The sequence below is a fragment of the Streptomyces sp. NPDC058880 genome, assembly GCF_042742535.1.
GTDB lineage: Bacteria > Actinomycetota > Actinomycetes > Streptomycetales > Streptomycetaceae > Streptomyces.
Map to the genome: position 1 here is coordinate 181847 of NZ_JBHYMC010000003.1, position 16794 is coordinate 198640.

Below are 16794 nucleotides of genomic sequence, written 5' to 3' on the forward strand. Positions count from 1 at the left end.
CCTCCAGGAGCGCCATGTACCCGGCACCGCACACCTACGCCTCCCCACCCCCGCACAGGCCCCCGCGGCGCTGGTGGCAGCATCCCGCGACGGTCATCACGGCGCTCGTCCTGCTGCCGCCCGCGGGGATCGCGCTCGCCTGGACGAGCCAGTGGAAGCGGTCGCAGAAGATCCTCGCCACCGTGCTGTCCGGCGTCTGGTTCCTGATACCGCTGTTGCCGGACCCGCCGAAGCAGACCGGGACCGAGGCCGCACCCCAAGCCGCTGCGGCGGCCTCCGCCCCTTCCGCCCCGAGCAGTAGCCCGACGCCGGCGCCGACACCCACGCCGAGCGCCGCACCGCAGATGCCCTCCGCCGTCGGATGGCCCTATGCGCAGGCGGAGAAGGCGGTGGCGGATCTGACCGGCGGCGAACTCAAGGCCCTGAGCGCCTACGACGACATCACCCTCCCTACCGATCACGGGAGTTGGCTCGTCTGCTTCCAGGACGTGGCGGCAGGCGCCGCGCTCGTGCCGCAGAGCGCCGCTCCGGTCGTGCACCTGGCGGCGCCGGGCACCGGCTGCCCCGCGACACCCGGAACGAACCTGCGACCGGAGCCCGTCGCCCCCGCGCCGCCCGCCCCCGCGCCCGCCCGGACGGCCGCTCCGACGAGCGCCCCGGCACCGGACGACGGGACGGGCAGCAGCGGCGGCGGGAGCATCTCGTACCGGAACTGCGCTGCCGTCAGAGCGGCGGGCGCGGCCCCCATCCACCGCGGCGAGCCCGGCTACGGCCGCCACCTCGATCGCGACGGCGACGGCGTCGGCTGCGAAAGCTGAGCAGTCGCCGTCACCTGCCCGACCGCCCGCCCTGCCGGGCCAGTTCCGCGATGCGGTCGGGCCCGATGCGGCAGCAGCCGCCGATCAGCCGGGCCCCGGTACGGCGCCAGGCGTCCGTCGGCCAGGGGGGCATGGCTTCCGGCGCCCGCCAGGTGCCGGTGGCCGCCTCCCAGACGGAGCCGTCGTTGGGGTAGGCCAGCAGCGGCTTGGCGGTGACGGCGGCGGCCGCCTCCAGGGCGGGGAGGACCTCCGCGGGGTCGCAGCAGTTGACCCCGAGGGCGATGACCTGGGGGGCCCGCGCGGCGAGCGCGAAGGCTTCGGGCAGCGGGTGCCCGGACCGAGTGCGGCCGCCCGCCACGGTGTAGCTCAGCCACGCCGGGGCGCCGGTCTCGGCGAGGACGGTGAGCACGGCCTCGGCCTCGTCCGGGTCGGGGAGGGTCTCCACGGCCAGCACGTCGGGGCCCGCGGCGAGCAGGGCCTCGATGCGGGGGCGGTGGAACGCGGCGAGCTCGCGCACGCTCAGCCCGTACCGGCCGCGGTACTCCGAGCCGTCCGCGAGCACCGCTCCATACGGGCCGACCGACGCGGCGACCCAAACGTCGTGGTCGGCGGCCTCGGCCGCCCGGGCGGCGAGCACGACGCTGCGGTGCAGCAGCGCCGTGGTGGCGTCGCGGTCGCGGCCCCGGGCGGCGAAGGCCTCGTAGCCGACCTGGTAGCCGGCGGTGATCAGCACTTCGGCGCCGGCCCGGGCGTACGCCGTGTGGGCGGCCTCGACCTGGACCGGCCGTTCGTCGAGGACGCGGCCGGTCCACAGACCTCCGGTCAGGTCGCAGCCCTGAGCGGAGAGCTGGTTGCTGAGCCCGCCGTCCAGGACGACGGTCCGGTGGGCCAGGGCCTCGGCGAGCGGGCCCGTCGCGCGGGGCATCGCTTTCCCCGTCCGCTAGTGGAGCTGGGGGAGCACCCGGGCCGAGATCAGCTCCAGGTGGTCCAGGTCGTCGAGGTCGAGCAGCTGGAGGTAGACGCGGGAGGAGCCGACGGCGCCGTACGCGCCGATCTTCTCCACGACCTCGGCCGGGGAGCCGGCCAGGCCGTTGGCCCTGAGCTCGTCCACGTCGCGGCCGATGGCGGCGGCCCGGCGGGCCACCTCGGCGTCGTCCTTGCCCACGCAGACCACGAGGGCGTTGGAGTAGACGAGGTCGTCGGGCTTCCGACCGGCCTGCACTGCGGCCTCCCTGACCCGGCCGAACTGCCGCTCGCTGTCGGCGATCGACGCGAAGGGCATGTTGAACTCGTCGGCGTACCGCGCGGCGAGACGCGGGGTGCGCCTGGCCCCGTGGCCACCCACGAGGAGCGGGATCCGGTCCTGGGCGGGCTTGGGGAGCGCGGGCGAGTTCTCCACCCGGTAGTGGACGCCCGTGTAGTCGAAGGTGGCGCCCGGCGCGGTGGCCCACAGCCCGGTGACGATGGCCAGCTGTTCCTCCAGCCGGGACATCCGGTCCGCCGGGAAGGGAATGCCGTAGGCCTTGTGCTCCTCCTCGAACCAGCCGGCGCCCAGGCCCAGCTCGATGCGGCCGCCGGACATCTGGTCGACCTGGGCCACCTGGATGGCCAGGACGCCGGGCAGCCGGAAGGTGCCGGCCGTCATCAGGGTGCCGAGACGGATCCTTGTGGTCTCGCGGGCCAGCCCGGCGAGGGTGATCCAGGCGTCGGTGGGGCCGGGCAGGCCGTCGGCGGCTCCCATCCGCAGGTAGTGGTCGGAGCGGAAGAACGCATCGAAGCCGAGGTCCTCGGTGGCCTTGGCGACGGTCAGGAGGGTGTCGTAGCTCGCGCCCTGCTGGGGCTCGGTGAAAATGCGAAGATCCATACCTTCCATCCTGCCCCTCCCGCCCCGCCAGGGTGAATCTTCGTCAACCGGACGTGTCGATGCCCTGCGCCCTCAGTGACCGGCCCGGACCGGGATCGTTTGCCCGGACGGAGCCGGACCGCCCGGCCCGCGCGCCGGCGGCTTCTCGCCGGTGCGTCCACCGCCCCCTTCCCCTCAGAAGGGCCAGGGCCGAGGAGGCCGCCATGTCCCACGAGGCCGTGCCGCAGACCCCCCGACAGACCGGCTGGACCGGACAGGCCGCACACGGCGCACACGACGCACGGCAGGAGTCGGCTGCGCCCGCGCAGAGCGGCGGCGCCCCGAGGGGCCTGCTGCAGCAGATGGAGGAGCTGATGGCCGCGCTGAACGCCGACCTCTCGCAGCTCGACGCCGATCTGCAGTCCTCCGCGGACCGCACCGCCGGGAGCGAGCGCCCGTTCCACCGGCCCTCCTGACCGTGCGGGTCCCGTCGCGCACGGCGGGACCCGGCCCGTGCCGCTGTCTCCACCGCCCGTGCCGGGCCGTGTCCGGCTCAGGCCACGCCCGAGGCGGACCCCCGCTCGCGCACCGTCATGCGGCGCAGGATGGCCCGCACCCGGTCGCTGGACTCGTCAGCCGCGTCGATCGACTCTATGCACTGCCAGTACAGGGCCTCGTCGTCCGTGCCGCAGGCCACCCCCACCAGGGCTATCCCCACTTCGCCCAGGAGTGCCTGGAGCCCGAGGAGCACCTGGCGGACATCCGCCACCACGCTCAGCTGTGCGGCTCGCGGCGGGTACTCGGGCGCGCTGCCCTCGCCGCGCAGGGCCGCCCGGTCCAGTACCCCGCATCCTCTGCCACCTGCTTCCCCCAGTCCCCGCGCCTCCGATCTCAGCTCAGGCGGCCCGGTGACCGCCAGCCAGCTCCCGATTCCCTGTGCGAGCGCCTGGGCCTGCCAGGCCTCGCCCACGATGTCCCACGCAGCCCCGCTCTGTGCCAGCGCGTGCCGGCCGGCCGCGATGAGCCGTACCGCATCCATGTGCCGTCCCCCGTCCGCACGACATCCCGCCATCCTCACCACTACCCAGAGTGAGGGCAACAGACCGGTAAAGCCAGGGGTATTCGGAAAATGTGGACAGAATCGTGATTGTGGAAGAGTCCATCACTCCGAAGAGTGACGATTCGGTGTCGGACCACCCGTTACGGGGAAGCGCAGTTCATTCCTCTCGATCTTCGCGGCGAGCGCATCCAGCACATCCACCCCGAGAACCTCACAGAACTGCAGCAGATACGCGAGCACGTCGGCGACCTCATCGGCCACGCGATGGGCGGAGTCCGGTTCCTCCATGACCTTCGCCGACTGCTCCGGTGTCAGCCACTGGAAGATCTCGACCAGTTCGGAGGCCTCTACACTCAGCGCCACCGCCAGGTTCTTGGGCGTGTGGTACGGCTCCCAGCCGCGCGCCGCCGCGAACTGCACGAGCCTGCGCTGCAACAGGTCCAGCCGTTCCGCGGGGGGCCGTTCGGGCTGCCGGGACTCCTGCGTCTCGTTCATGCCGACAGGTCTACCACCGATACGCCCGGCAAGGGGCGGGCAGCGGCCGCGGTCCCCTCCCCCACGGCCGCCACCAGCCGGACGTGGCCCCGGCCGCAGGACAGCAGCGCCAGCCGCAGCAGTTCGGCGCCCTGCCTGCCGTCGAGGTCGCGGTCGAGGCCGTCGGCCAGCACGGTCAGCGCCTGCTGCGCGGCGAGCAGTTCGGCGGCCGGGTCCATGTCCAGTACGCCCGGTCCGGTGAGCAGGACCAGCGCCAGTGCCAGGAAGCGGAGTTCGCCCGCGCCGAGCCGGGCCAGTTCCGTGGCGGGCCGGCCGGGTCCGCGGTCCAGCACCGCGGTGACGGCGCCGCCTTCGGGAGCCCTCACGTCCAGGGCGGCGACGGGTCCCGCGCAGCCGGTACGGGCGGCCTCGGCCAGCAGGGCGTGGCGGGTACCGCACTCGTGGCGGGTACGGCGCAGTACGTCGGCCAGGTTGGCGCAGTCGCCCAGCAGCCGGCCCTCGCCCCGGGGGACGGGCGCGCGCATCCGCTCCGGGCGGGGGTCGCAGGCGAACACCGAGCGCAGGGCCACGATCACCTGCTCGGAGGCGGTCAGCACCTTCCGCTGGCCGGCCGTGGAGCCCGCGACCCGCAGCGGGAGCAGCGCGGTGCCGAGGCGATCGTCGGGCAGCGGGGCCCGGGTGACGCCGACGGCGCCGCCGGTCAGCCAGGCGGCCTGCACCGAACGCCGGCCGGGGTCGCGCAGGGCGGTGGCGAACAGGATCTGCCCGTCCTGCGTGAGCCGTTCCCCGACGATCCGCAGGGTGGGTTCGGCCTGGACGGCGAGGTCGAGCCGGACCGGACCGGCGGGCCCGTCGACCGTGCACCCGAGGCGGAACCCGCGCCGGTGCTGGGCGTCGGGGAGGGCCCCTTCGGGGATCCGGGCGGCGGGATCGGGGAATGCCTCCTCGACGGTGGCGCCCGCGCCGAGCCCGGCCAACGCCTCGTAGGCGGCCAGGACCTGGGACTTGCCGCTGCCGCTCGGGCCGGCGAAGAGGGTGACGGACCCGACCGGAAAGGCCGCGCCCCGGTGCCGCCCGAAGGCGGACAGCCGCAACTCAGTGACGACGGGACGCAGATGCGGGGGCCGGTTTGCCGCGTCGGCGGGCCGGGCGCCGCCGCGGCGGGCCGCCTGCGGAGAAGCCGGAGCGGGGTCGGCCGGAAGCGGCGCCACCGTGGGATCGGTCGCCGTGACAGCGAGGCCGGGTCCCGGGGCGCCGGAACACGCCGCCTCGGGACCGCCGGGGACGGGAGCCGCCGGGGCGTCCCGCCCGTCGGGCGGCGAGGGCGCGGGCGCGGCCGGGAACGGCGGCGGTCCGCCGACCGGTCCGGTCGCGGGGGAATCGGTACGGGTGTCGCCCAACGCGACGGCGGTGGCGTCCATGCGCCGGACGGTACGGGTCGCCGGGCCCCCCGCGGCCCCGGCGAACCGTTACTTCGTACGGACCTTCCTACGATCGGGGGACGGCCGCGGCCGCGATCCCCTCAACCTCGGTCCCCACGGGCGCGAGCAGGAAGACGTTCCGGTCCACCCGGTGCATCCCGCTGCCCAGCCCGAAGACCACCCCACTGCTGAAGTCGAGGATCCGCTTGGCCACTTCGCTGTCCGCGCCGGTGAGGTCGAGCAGGACCGGGATCTGCGCGATCAGGTACTCGGCGACCTCCCGCGCGTCCGCGAAGATCTGGACTCTGATCACCACGAAGCGCCGCTGCTCCGCCGCGGCCGCCCCGGGCGACTTGGGAATCGTGCGGTGGTCCACCCGGGAGGGCCACTCGTTACGACTGCGCAGCGGTACCACCTGCGCGAGCCCCTCCCACTGTTCATCGGTGACGTCGTACCTGCTCACCGGGCCGCCTCGGCCGCGCGCTTCATGTGCATCCCCCCATCCTCTCGCGTTTCACCCGTTCAGCCCAACAGCGACACGAAGCGTGCCGGGTGCCCCCGGAAGTGAAATGAGTTAGGTTAGGCATACCTAACCATTTGACGATGGAGAGATCCGCATGCGCCTGTTCGGTGACCCCACGACCCCGGCCGCCCTGCCCACCGCCGCCGAGCGGATCCGGTCGGTCCTGACCGCCGCCCACTCCATGACGGTGACCACCGACGGCCTGCGCACCGAAGTCCGGCACCTCGACGGCGGCGACCCCATGGGCCGCCTGCACCTGCACCCCGCCGAGCCCGGCGGCCACGCGGAACACCGGCCCGCGATCCGGCTGGAGTTCACCGACGTCGCACCCACCCCCGTCCGGGACCGGGTGCGCGCCCGCGTCACCGTGCTCGGCCGGCTGCTCACCCCCCACGCCGACCTGTCCCCCGGGTCCGGCGCCGAGTCGGTCTGCATGGAGTTCGATCGGGCCGAGCTGGAGACCGCCGACGGGATCGCCCACGTCGGCCTGGAGGAGCTCGACCGGGCCGAGCCCGACCCGCTCGCCGCGCACGAGGCGGGCATGCTCACGCACCTCCTCGACGACCACCACGACCTCGTGACCCTGCTGCTGCGCCTGGTCCGGCCGCAACCCACGGCCGCGGTCGTGCGTGCCCTGCCGCTGGCCATGGACCGCTACGGGATCACCCTGCGGCTGGAGGAGCGGCGCGGCCACCGCGACGTACGGCTGGCCTTCCCCTCGCCCCTCACCCACGTCGAGCAGTCGGGCGCCCAGATCCAGGCGCTCTTCAGCGCGGCGCGCAGGCGCTCGCACCGCAACACGCTGCCGGCCTGAGCATTCGGGAACACCCCTGACGGAGGCCGCGCGGAGGGCGATCAGGAAAGCCACCTCTTCCAACACGTACGGATCGTCCTGACCGTCCGGCACCACGGCCCGCCGGTCCCGGCGACGGGCCGTGGTGCCGGAAGGCCGACGCCCCTCCGTCCCGGAGCAGCCCGAAGCCGGTCGCAGTCCCGTCCGGCCCTACCCGCCACGCGGTCCCCCCGGATGCGCCGCGGGCCACCGGGGCCGGGCGGCGTCCCTTCTGTCGGATGTCTGCAATCGGGCGGTCATGGCCGGGACCGGGCCGGCGGGCGCTCTGCAGGGGGCCGCCCGGAGGAGCCGCGGGCCGCCGCGCCGGAGCCCCCGACCGTGCGCGGCGCCCCCGAAAGGGATCGCGGTCCCCCGGGCGGGTCCGGCCGCGCCGGCCCGGGCCGCCGCAACCGTCCTGCTCAGCCGGGTGTTCCAGGACCTCCTCGGCACGGTGCGAGAGGGGGAGATCACACCCGCCGGTATGGTGCCACCTGAGCGCGCTCCCCTACATTCGAGCCATGACGGTCCTGCCTGACGACGGGCTCTCCCTGGCCGCCGAGTTCCCTGACGCGACGCATGAGCAGTGGCAGCGCCTTGTAGAAGGCGTACTGCGCAAGTCGGGCAAGGAAGCATCCGGCGAGGCCGCAGAGGAAGCGCTGTCCACCCGACTCGAGGACGGGCTCACCACCCGCCCGCTGTACACCGCGCCGTCCGACGGGACGGTGCCCGACACCGGATTTCCCGGCTTCGCCCCCTTCGTCCGCGGAGGCAGGCCGGAAGGCACCACCGCGAACGGCTGGGACGTGCGCCAGCGCCTCGCGGGCACCGATCCGCAGCGCCTGAACGAAGCGGCCCTCGCCGACCTGGAGAACGGGGTCACCTCCCTCTGGCTCACCGTGGGCAGCGGCGGCATCCCGGTCGATGGTCTCGCCCGGGCCCTGGAGGGGGTCTACCTGGACCTCGCGCCGATCGCCCTGGACGCCGGAGCCGACTACGCGGGCGCCGCCCGCGCGCTGCTGGACCTGTGCGCCGAGCGCTCGGTGGCGCCGGAGGCCGTGCGGGCCTCCCTGGGCGCCGATCCGCTGGGTCACGAGGCACGGACCGGCGCGGCACTGGACCAGGCCGCCGCCGTGGAGCTGGCGCGGGAGGCCGCCGCCGGCCTGCCCGGGGTGCGGACCCTGACCGTGGACGCCCTCCCGTACCACGAGGCCGGCGGCAGCGCCGCCGAGGAGCTGGGGCTGTCACTGGCCACCGGAGTCGCCTACCTGCGCGCCCTCTCCGCAGGTGGGCTGAGCGTCGAAGCCGCGCTCGGCCAGATCGAGTTCCGGTACGCGGCCACCGCTGACCAGTTCCTCACCATCGCCAAGTTCCGCGCCGCGCGCCGGCTGTGGGCCCGGATCGCCGAGGCCTCGGGGGCTCCGGAGGCCGGCGCCCAGCTCCAGCACGCGGTCACCTCGCCGGTGATGATGACCCGCCGCGACCCCTGGGTGAACATGCTGCGCACCACCGTGGCCTGCATGGCCGCGGGGGTCGGCGGGGCCGACTCGGTCACCGTGCTCCCCTTCGACAACGAGCTCGGCCTGCCGGACGCGTTCGCGCGCCGCATCGCCCGCAACACCTCCACCATCCTGCTGGAGGAGTCGCACCTGGCCCGGGTGATCGACCCGGCCGGCGGCTCCTACTACGTCGAGCGCCTCACCGACGAACTCGCCCATGCAGCTTGGGAGTTCTTCCGAACCCTGGAGAGGGCCGGCGGCTTGGCCGCAGCCCTGCGCTCCGGGCTGGTCGCCGACCGGCTCGCCGCCACCTGGGCGGAGCGCTCCCGGAAGCTGGCCAAGCGCCGCGAACCCATCACCGGTGTCAGTGAGTTCCCGCTGCTCTCGGAGAAGCCCGTCGTCCGCGAGCCCGCGCCCGCCGCCCCGACGGGCGGACTGCCGCGCGTACGGCGGGACGAGGCGTACGAGGCCCTGCGCGCCCGCAGTGACGCCCACCTGGCGCAGACCGGCGCCCGGCCGAGGATCTTCCTCGCTGCGCTGGGCCCGGCGGCCGCTCACACCGCGCGCGCCACCTTCGCCTCCAACCTGTTCCAGGCGGGCGGCGTCGAGCCGGTGCACGACCCGGTGTCGGTGGACCCGCGGACGGCCGCCGAGGCGTACGCGGCGAGCGGCGCCGACGGCATGGCCGTGCTCTGCTCCAGCGACGCCCTGTACGAGGAGCAGGCCGCGGCGGTGGCCGCCGCGCTGCGCGGCGCGGGCGCCACGACGGTCTTCCTCGCCGGACGACCGGGCACCGCAGAGGCTTCCGTGGACGAGTACGTCTTCGCCGGCTGTGACGCCGTCGCCGTGCTGTCCTCCGTACTCGACCGGATGGGAGTGCCCGCATGAGCATCCCCGATTTCTCCGAGCTGGCGCTCGGTCCCACCGCCGCCGCCGGGATCTCGGAGGAGCAGTGGCGCTCCTCGGTGAAGGAGTCCACCGGCACCGCGGCCGCCGACCTGCTGTGGGAGACGCCCGAGGGCATCGGCGTCAAGCCGCTCTACACCGGGCGGGACGTGGAGGGCCTGGACTTCCTTCGGACGTACCCGGGTGTGGCCCCGTACCTGCGCGGCCCGTACCCGACGATGTACGTCAACCAGCCCTGGACGATCCGGCAGTACGCCGGCTTCTCCACGGCCGAGGAGTCGAACGCCTTCTACCGGCGCAACCTGGCGTCCGGCCAGAAGGGCCTGTCGGTGGCCTTCGACCTGCCGACGCACCGCGGCTACGACAGCGACCACCCGCGCGTCACCGGTGACGTCGGCATGGCGGGCGTGGCGATCGACTCGATCTACGACATGCGGCAGCTGTTCGACGGGATCCCGCTGGACAGGATGTCGGTGTCGATGACGATGAACGGCGCGGTGCTGCCCGTCCTCGCGCTCTACATCGTGGCCGCGGAGGAGCAGGGCGTCTCCCCCGACAAGCTGGCCGGGACCATCCAGAACGACATCCTCAAGGAGTTCATGGTCCGCAACACCTACATCTATCCGCCGGGGCCCTCGATGCGGATCATCTCCGACATCTTCGCCTTCACCTCGCAGAAGATGCCCCGGTACAACTCGATCTCCATCTCCGGCTACCACATCCAGGAGGCCGGTGCCACGGCCGACCTGGAGCTGGCGTACACCCTCGCGGACGGTGTGGAGTACCTGCGGGCCGGCCAGGCGGTGGGGCTGGACGTGGACGCGTTCGCGCCGCGCCTGTCGTTCTTCTGGGCGATCGGCATGAACTTCTTCATGGAGGTCGCCAAGCTGCGCGCGGCCCGCCTGCTGTGGGCGCGCCTGGTCAAGCAGTTCGACCCGAAGAACGCCAAGTCGCTCTCCCTGCGCACGCATTCGCAGACCTCGGGCTGGTCGCTGACCGCGCAGGACGTCTTCAACAACGTGACGCGCACCTGCATCGAGGCGATGGCGGCCACCCAGGGGCACACCCAGTCCCTGCACACCAACGCCCTCGACGAGGCACTCGCGCTGCCGACGGACTTCTCGGCGCGCATCGCCCGCAACACACAGCTGCTGCTGCAGCAGGAGTCGGGGACCTGCCGGTCGATCGACCCGTGGGGCGGCAGCGCGTACGTGGAGAAGCTGACGTACGACCTGGCGCGGCGGGCCTGGCAGCACATCGAGGAGGTCGAGGCGGCCGGCGGCATGGCGCAGGCCATCGACGCGGGCATCCCCAAGCTGCGCGTGGAGGAGGCCGCGGCCCGTACGCAGGCGCGGATCGACTCCGGCCGCCAGCCGGTGATCGGCGTCAACAAGTACCGGGTGGACAGCGACGAGGCGATCGAGGTCCTCAAGGTCGACAACTCCTCGGTGCGCGCCCAGCAGATCGCCAAGCTGCGGCGGCTGCGCGAGGAGCGTGACGAGGAAGTCACCCAGGACACGCTGCGGGCACTGACGAACGCCGCGGAGCGCGGCGACGGCAACCTCCTCGCCCTCGCGGTGGACGCGGCCCGCGCCAAGGCGACCGTGGGTGAGATCTCGGACGCACTGGAGAAGGTGTACGGACGGCACGCGAGCCAGATCCGTACGATCGCGGGCGTGTACCGAAACGAAGCGGGCGAGTCCCCGTCGGTGGAGCGCACCCGTGCGCTGGTGGACCGGTTCGAGCAGGCGGAGGGTCGTCGTCCGCGCATCCTGGTGGCCAAGATGGGCCAGGACGGGCACGACCGGGGCCAGAAGGTGATCGCGACCGCCTTCGCCGACCTGGGCTTCGACGTGGACGTCGGCCCGCTGTTCCAGACCCCGGCGGAGGTGGCCCGTCAGGCCGTCGAGGCGGACGTCCACGTCGTGGGCGTGTCGTCGCTGGCGGCCGGCCACCTGACCCTCGTACCGGCGCTGCGCGAGCAGCTGGCGGAGGAGGGCCGTGAGGACATCATGATCGTCGTGGGCGGGGTGATTCCGCCGGCCGATGTCCCGACGCTGCTGGAGATGGGCGCCACCGCGGTGTTCCCGCCCGGGACGGTCATCCCGGACGCGGCCCACGACCTGGTGACGCGGCTGGCCGCGGACCTGGGCCACGAGCTGTAGGCGGGTGCCGGTGCCGAAGATCGACATCGAGGCGTACACGAAGGGGGTGCTCGACGGGAAGCGCGCGTTCATCGCGCGTGCGATCACCCTCGTCGAGTCCACCCTGCCCGCCCACCGGGTGCTCGCGCAGAGCCTGTTGACGGAGCTGCTGCCGCACGCGGGGCGGACCCGGCGGATCGGCATCAGCGGTGTGCCGGGGGTGGGGAAGTCCACCTTCATCGACGCCTTCGGCACGATGCTGACGGGGCTCGGCCACCGGGTGGCGGTGCTCGCGGTGGACCCGTCGTCGACGCGCACCGGCGGCTCCATCCTGGGCGACAAGACCCGGATGGAGCGCCTGTCGGTGGACCCGGCGGCCTTCGTGCGGCCCTCGCCGTCGGCGGGGACGCTCGGCGGGGTCGCCAGGGCCACCCGTGAGTCGATGATCGTGATGGAGGCGGCGGGCTACGACGTGGTCCTGGTTGAGACGGTCGGCGTGGGCCAGTCGGAGACCACGGTGGCGGGCATGGTCGACTCCTTCCTGCTGCTGTCGCTGGCCCGTACCGGCGACCAGTTGCAGGGCATCAAGAAGGGCGTCCTGGAGCTCGCCGACGTACTGGCGGTGAACAAGGCGGACGGCCCGCACGAGCGGGACGCCAAGGCCGCCGCCCGGGAGCTGTCGGGCGCGCTGCGGCTGATGCATCCGGTGGACGCTGCCTGGACGCCGCCGGTGCTGACGTGCAGCGCCCGGGAGTCGACGGGCCTGGACGAGGTGTGGAACCGCCTGGAGCAGCACCGCGCGCTGCTGGACGCGGGGGGCCGGCTGGCGGCGAAGCGGGCGGCGCAGCAGGTGGAGTGGACCTGGTCGATGGTCCGTGACGAGCTACTCGAACGCCTCCGCGCGAACCCGGCCGTACGGGAGCTCGCACCGGGTCTGGAGGCCGAGGTCAGGGCGGGCTCGCTGACCCCGACGTCGGCGGCGGACCGCATCCTGTCGGCCTTCGGGAGCCCGGGCGCCTGAACCCCCTGGGCCGTACCGCCGGCGGTGCTGCGAAAAGGCCGTGCCGTCATGCCTCGACCAGCACCGACCCGGTCGGGGTGAGGGCCTCGCGGAGCAGGCGGAGCTGTTCGACCGTGTTCTCGGTGGACAGCAGGGCGGAGAGGATTGCGATGCGGGCCTGGCCGGCGCGCAGGGTGCCGGTGGGGACGGCGCCGGCGGCCACGAGGTCCACCGCTCCGCCGTGCGTGTAGATCTCGGTGACCGGCCCGGCCATGACCCGGGTGGTCAGGGCGACCAGCACGCCTCGGGCGACGGCGGCCCGGACGGCCTCGACGATCTCCGGGGTGGCGTTGCCCGCGCCGGTCCCGATGAGGACGATGCCGCGCGCGCCGGCTTCGACGGAGGCGTTCAGGAGCACCGGGTCGGCGTCGGCGTGGTGCATCACCACGTCGACGCGCGGCGGGACTTCGGGCATCGCCGGCAGCGGAAGGGCGGCCGGGCGCCGGGGGGTGCGCAGGATGGTGACCTTGCCGAAGCCGACCTTCCCGAGCAGTTCCTTGGAGGGGTCCGCGAACGCGTCCAGTTCCACGGCCTGTGTCTTCACGGTGCCGCGCGCGGCGTGCACGCGTCCGGCGAAGGAGATCAGGACGCCGAGCCCGCGGGTGGTGGCGGCGGTGAGCAGTGCGTCGTACAGGTTCCCCGGTCCGTCGCCGTCGGCGGTCCCCATCGGGCGCTGCGCGCCGGTGAAGACCACGGGGCGCGGGTCGTGGTGGTGCAGGTCGACGAGGAACGCCGACTCCTCCAGGGTGTCGGTGCCGTGGGTGACGACGATGCCGTCGACGCCGGGGTCGGCGAGCACCTCGTGCACGGTGCGCAGGAGGGTGAGCTGGTGGGCCGTGGTGAGTCGGGGGCTGTTCACGCTGAACAGGTCGACGACCTCGACGGTCATGCCTTCCGGCAGTGGTGCCGTGGCGATGACCTCGTTGCCGTCGGCGTCGGCCGCGAAGCCGGAGCCCTGCCAGCGGCTGGCTATCGTGCCGCCGGTGCTGATGACGACGATCCGTCCCATGCTGCCTGGCCACCCTTCACTCGTACATATGTACTTAAAGCAGCAATGATAGAGAGATCTGTACGCAATGTGCTTGCGTCTTCCGCCGAGGTGGCGAGAAGACACGGGTGATAATTGCGCCATGGATGCCATTGACCGCGATATCTTGCGCGAGCTTCAGGCCGACGGGCGGCTGAGCAACCAGGAGCTCGCCCAGCGGGTGGGGCTGACCCCGTCGCCCTGCATGCGCCGGGTGCGCCAGCTGGAACAGGACGGGGTGATCCAGGGCTACCGCGCCGTGATCGACCCCGAGGCGGTCGACCGCGGTTTCGAGGTGCTCGTCTCGGTCGAGGTGCGCCGCGACCGGGAGGCGGTGGAGGCCTTCGAGGCAGCCTTGCAGGACATCCCGGACGTCATCGAGGCCTACCGCCTCTTCGGGAGCCCGGGCTGCCTGCTGCGGATCGCCGTCGCGGACCTGCGGGCGTACGAGCGGCTGTGGATCGAGAAGCTGACCGCCCTCACCGGCATCACCGAGGTCAACTCGCAGATCATCATGAAGCGCGTCAAGGAGCCGACCGGCCTGCCGGTGACCTGAGCGGGTGGCGGCCGGGGCGCGGAACGCCCGTGCCCGACGGCTCGGGGCCGTCGGGCAGGGGCGGTGGGGGCGCGCAGCGCGACGGCCAGCGCCGCGGCGGCCGTGTCGGCGTTGACGTTGCAGACGTGGCCGTCCTCGACGTCGCGGGCGACGGAGGAAACGACCGGAATGCGGCCGTCCGCGAGGAGTGCCTCCAGGGCGCCGGTATCCACCCGGGTGATCTCGCCGACCCTGCCGATGTCCACGGTTCGCCGTCGACCCACGGGACGTGCGGCACCGCGGTGAGGGTGTCCGCGTCCTCGCCGGCCATCCCGACGGCCAGCGGGCCGTTGGTGTTGATCGGCCCGACGAGCTCACGCCGGACCCGCCCGGCGAGCACCATGCGGACCGCGTCCATCGCGGGAGACGAGGTGACCCGCAGCCCCGCCTTGACGGGAAGACGTGGGAGGAAGTCCGTTCCCGGGAATTCGACCAGAACATCAAAAAACTGGTGCATGGTGTTCGGAGCTGTCCCGTCAACAGGACAGCGGGGGAAGCGCATCGACCGGGCCGGTGGCGTGCCTCATCGGCACTCCGGTCTCCACGGGGCACCCGCAAGGTGCCGTGATCGGGCACGGCGGTCTCGCCGACTCCATCCCCATGAATGGATGACGGCCCCTTCCCGTCCGGGAAACGGACCGTGAACTGCTTGAATTGGAGTGGATGCATGAGCAACAACCCGTTCGACGGCGCCGACGGCCGGTTCTTCGTCTTGGTCAACGACGAGGGCCAGCACTCTCTGTGGCCGTCGTTCGCGGAGATTCCGGCCGGCTGGCACGTCATATTCGGTGAGGAAAGCCGCCAGCTGTGCCTGGAGTACGTCGAGGCGAACTGGACCGACCTGCGGCCGAAGAGCCAGCGCGACGCCATGGCCGCGGACCGGGTTCCGGTCGACGCAGCGTGAAGTGAATCCGGCATTCCGTGCAGCGCGCGGAACAGCCGCAAACGTGCCGGCCAGTTCCTGCTCGACCCTGCGCAGGACGACGGAGTCGGCGATCTCCCCGCTGCGCACGGCGATGTTCGACAGCAGGGGCGACGACAGGCCGTGGGTGTGCTCGGTGCCTCCCTGGAGGTAGATCCCGCAAGACAGCCCCGCCGCGGCGACGAGGCGGTGGTCGCGCTCCACCCGGTGCCGGCCCGCCTCGCCCCGCAGGAGGTGCCGGTCGAAGTCGCCGAGCAACCCCACCGGGAAGGGGTGTCGTCGGCGACCGAGTAGCCGTAGGACACGCGGTCGGCGAGGCCGACCGCCGCCCATTCCAGGTACTGGTGGAATTCCTGCCGCGTCGGGAAGAAATCCCGATGGTTGACGAACTGCACCAGCCGACCGGCCGCATGCAGATAGGAAACGAAACTGAACCTGGACACCGGATTGCGCTAGGTGGCCAGGTCCTTGAGGAACGACATCTGCACGGTCGTCGATGGCAGCAGCATGTTGCGGTGCCAGCCGAACGACGCCTTGCGCTCGAAGAACGCGACCTTGAACGGACGGTCCGGAACGTTGGCCCGGTACTCTTCCAGAGCGATTGCGAGCGACAGGTTGGACGGGCCTAAACCGACGCCCGCCACGTCACGAATCTCGTGTTCACGTGTACCCGTTGCCCCCATAGAAAATTCTCCCGCTGGCGTCATGGAATCTCGACCGTTGACCCGAGAGAGCTTTGTTCAGTATTGCTCCAGAGAACGCTCCGCCGATGTTCAAGCTCAGCCAGGAGCAACCCGCCGACGTGCGGGCGGGCGGGTGCTGGACTCCGGCACCCACAGCGGGTGCACGCGCCGGCGCGACACGGCGGACCTCATGCGCCAGCTGCCCTGACCGACCGGAGCGGGCCCGAGACCGGGACCCCCACTTCACCGCCAACGTCGAACTGACCGGGGCCGCGCCCCGCTACGTACGGCTGCAGGCGCCGATTGGCGCCTCGACCCCGCCGAGCTGGCCACCCCCACGCCTCCGTCGCCGACGTGCCCGGACTGGCCGAGCACAGCATCGTCGTCGGGTCCCTGTCCGAGAGCCACGCCATCAGCGGTTGGCGGCTGGGCTTCCTGTGCTCCGGCTCCGTGCGGCACGCGGAAGGGGGCCGCCCGGCCTGCGGCCGTGCGGCCCCCTTCGCTTCTGGGTGCGTGCAGCGGATCCCTAGATCTTCGCCTCGCGCTTGAAGGCCGAGCGCGCCCACAGGAAGCCGAGGAGGCTGAGAGCGACGCCCCAGCCCAGCGCCAGCCAGGCGCTGTTGCCGATCTCCGTGCCCATGAGCAGGCCGCGGAGGGTGTCGGTCATCGGGGTGAAGGGCTGGTACTCGGCGAACCAGCGCAGGCCGACCGGCATGGACTCCGGCGGGACGATCGCGCTGCCGAGGAAGGGCAGGAAGGTCAGCGGCATGGGGGCGTTGCTCGCCGCCTCGACGCTGCTGGCACCCAGACCGATGGCCGCGGACAGCCAGCTGAGGCCGAAGGCGAGCGGTCCAGGTCCGCCAGTCCTTGCGGTCCGGCGCCCGCCACCCCCGGACCAACAGGGCCCGCAGCGCTTCCTTGCCCTCCCGTACCCGCAGCCGTCGGAGCGGGCCGCCGCAGCCTCCCGGG

Annotated in this window: 15 protein-coding genes and 3 pseudogenes; 8 read left to right on the forward strand and 10 right to left on the reverse strand. The window is 72.8% G+C overall.

Annotated features, from left to right (window positions below; all coding sequences use genetic code 11):
* The first annotated feature begins 14 nt into the window (after window positions 1-14).
* The gene (locus ACFW2G_RS03630) at window positions 15-818 is read left to right on the forward strand and encodes an excalibur calcium-binding domain-containing protein (protein WP_384446677.1); all 804 of its coding nucleotides are present in this window, start codon (window positions 15-17) and stop codon (window positions 816-818) included.
* 10 nt (window positions 819-828) lie between these two features.
* Here the strand turns inward: ACFW2G_RS03630 and mmuM are convergent, their stop codons facing one another.
* Together mmuM and ACFW2G_RS03640 are read right to left on the reverse strand one after the other, a co-directional pair.
* Complete coding sequence (gene mmuM / locus ACFW2G_RS03635) at window positions 829-1743, reverse strand: homocysteine S-methyltransferase (RefSeq protein WP_384446679.1); 915 nt, start codon at window positions 1741-1743, stop codon at window positions 829-831.
* Window positions 1744-1758: 15 nt separating this feature from the next.
* The gene (locus ACFW2G_RS03640; protein ID WP_384446681.1) at window positions 1759-2682 is read right to left on the reverse strand and encodes an LLM class F420-dependent oxidoreductase; all 924 of its coding nucleotides are present in this window, start codon (window positions 2680-2682) and stop codon (window positions 1759-1761) included.
* Between the two features lie 203 nt (window positions 2683-2885).
* Here ACFW2G_RS03640 and ACFW2G_RS03645 point away from each other — a divergent pair, with 203 nt between their 5' ends.
* Window positions 2886-3137, forward strand: a complete 252-nt coding sequence (locus tag ACFW2G_RS03645) for a hypothetical protein (RefSeq protein WP_384580267.1) — start codon at window positions 2886-2888, stop codon at window positions 3135-3137.
* 77 nt (window positions 3138-3214) lie between these two features.
* On the opposite strand, the gene ACFW2G_RS03650 is transcribed toward ACFW2G_RS03645, so the two are convergent.
* The 4 genes from ACFW2G_RS03650 to ACFW2G_RS03665 all read right to left on the reverse strand — a co-directional run bounded on the left by ACFW2G_RS03650 (window position 3215) and on the right by ACFW2G_RS03665 (window position 6100).
* On the reverse strand, window positions 3215-3700 hold the full coding sequence (locus tag ACFW2G_RS03650; protein ID WP_037915147.1) for a DUF6099 family protein: 486 nt from the start codon (window positions 3698-3700) through the stop codon (window positions 3215-3217).
* Window positions 3701-3823: 123 nt separating this feature from the next.
* Window positions 3824-4216, reverse strand: coding sequence for a nucleotide pyrophosphohydrolase (locus tag ACFW2G_RS03655; RefSeq protein WP_384446683.1), 393 nt, complete (start codon window positions 4214-4216; stop codon window positions 3824-3826).
* Window positions 4213-5637, reverse strand: a complete 1425-nt coding sequence (locus ACFW2G_RS03660) for an ATP-binding protein (RefSeq protein ID WP_384580265.1) — start codon at window positions 5635-5637, stop codon at window positions 4213-4215. Before ACFW2G_RS03660 ends, ACFW2G_RS03655 begins: the two co-directional genes overlap by 4 nt.
* Before the next feature lie 67 nt (window positions 5638-5704).
* A complete protein-coding gene (locus ACFW2G_RS03665) occupies window positions 5705-6100 on the reverse strand; it encodes a cell division protein SepF (protein WP_030031705.1) in 396 nt (131 codons plus the stop codon).
* A gap of 154 nt (window positions 6101-6254) precedes the next feature.
* Here ACFW2G_RS03665 and ACFW2G_RS03670 point away from each other — a divergent pair, with 154 nt between their 5' ends.
* The 4 genes from ACFW2G_RS03670 (at window position 6255) to meaB (ending at window position 12559) form a co-directional block, all read left to right on the forward strand.
* On the forward strand, window positions 6255-6974 hold the full coding sequence (locus ACFW2G_RS03670) for a DUF2470 domain-containing protein (protein ID WP_384580263.1): 720 nt from the start codon (window positions 6255-6257) through the stop codon (window positions 6972-6974).
* A 536-nt stretch (window positions 6975-7510) separates the two neighbouring features.
* Window positions 7511-9376: a methylmalonyl-CoA mutase family protein gene (locus tag ACFW2G_RS03675; RefSeq protein ID WP_384446689.1), complete on the forward strand. Its 1866-nt coding sequence runs from the start codon at window positions 7511-7513 to the stop codon at window positions 9374-9376.
* Window positions 9373-11559, forward strand: a complete 2187-nt coding sequence (gene scpA, locus ACFW2G_RS03680; protein WP_384446691.1) for a methylmalonyl-CoA mutase — start codon at window positions 9373-9375, stop codon at window positions 11557-11559. Before ACFW2G_RS03675 ends, scpA begins: the two co-directional genes overlap by 4 nt.
* Window positions 11560-11569: 10 nt before the next feature.
* Complete coding sequence (gene meaB, locus ACFW2G_RS03685) at window positions 11570-12559, forward strand: methylmalonyl Co-A mutase-associated GTPase MeaB (protein ID WP_384446693.1); 990 nt, start codon at window positions 11570-11572, stop codon at window positions 12557-12559.
* A 46-nt stretch (window positions 12560-12605) separates the two neighbouring features.
* Here meaB and ACFW2G_RS03690 read toward each other — a convergent pair whose 3' ends face one another.
* Window positions 12606-13607, reverse strand: coding sequence for an asparaginase (locus ACFW2G_RS03690; RefSeq protein ID WP_037915133.1), 1002 nt, complete (start codon window positions 13605-13607; stop codon window positions 12606-12608).
* Window positions 13608-13728: 121 nt separating this feature from the next.
* On the opposite strand from ACFW2G_RS03690, the gene ACFW2G_RS03695 reads away from it, so the two are divergent.
* Window positions 13729-14181: an Lrp/AsnC family transcriptional regulator gene (locus ACFW2G_RS03695; protein ID WP_037915130.1), complete on the forward strand. Its 453-nt coding sequence runs from the start codon at window positions 13729-13731 to the stop codon at window positions 14179-14181.
* A gap of 62 nt (window positions 14182-14243) precedes the next feature.
* Here the strand turns inward: ACFW2G_RS03695 and ACFW2G_RS03700 are convergent.
* Window positions 14244-14611, reverse strand: a pseudogene (locus tag ACFW2G_RS03700) (acetylglutamate kinase); the annotation flags it as partial.
* A 276-nt stretch (window positions 14612-14887) separates the two neighbouring features.
* Here ACFW2G_RS03700 and ACFW2G_RS03705 point away from each other — a divergent pair.
* A complete protein-coding gene (locus ACFW2G_RS03705; RefSeq protein ID WP_037915127.1) occupies window positions 14888-15124 on the forward strand; it encodes an MbtH family protein in 237 nt (78 codons plus the stop codon).
* 60 nt (window positions 15125-15184) lie between these two features.
* Here the strand turns inward: ACFW2G_RS03705 and ACFW2G_RS03710 are convergent.
* Both ACFW2G_RS03710 and ACFW2G_RS03715 read right to left on the reverse strand, forming a co-directional pair.
* Window positions 15185-15825: pseudogene (locus ACFW2G_RS03710) on the reverse strand (SidA/IucD/PvdA family monooxygenase); the annotation flags it as partial.
* A gap of 526 nt (window positions 15826-16351) precedes the next feature.
* Window positions 16352-16657, reverse strand: a pseudogene (locus tag ACFW2G_RS03715) (ABC transporter permease); the annotation flags it as partial.
* Between the last annotated feature and the right edge of the window lie 137 nt (window positions 16658-16794).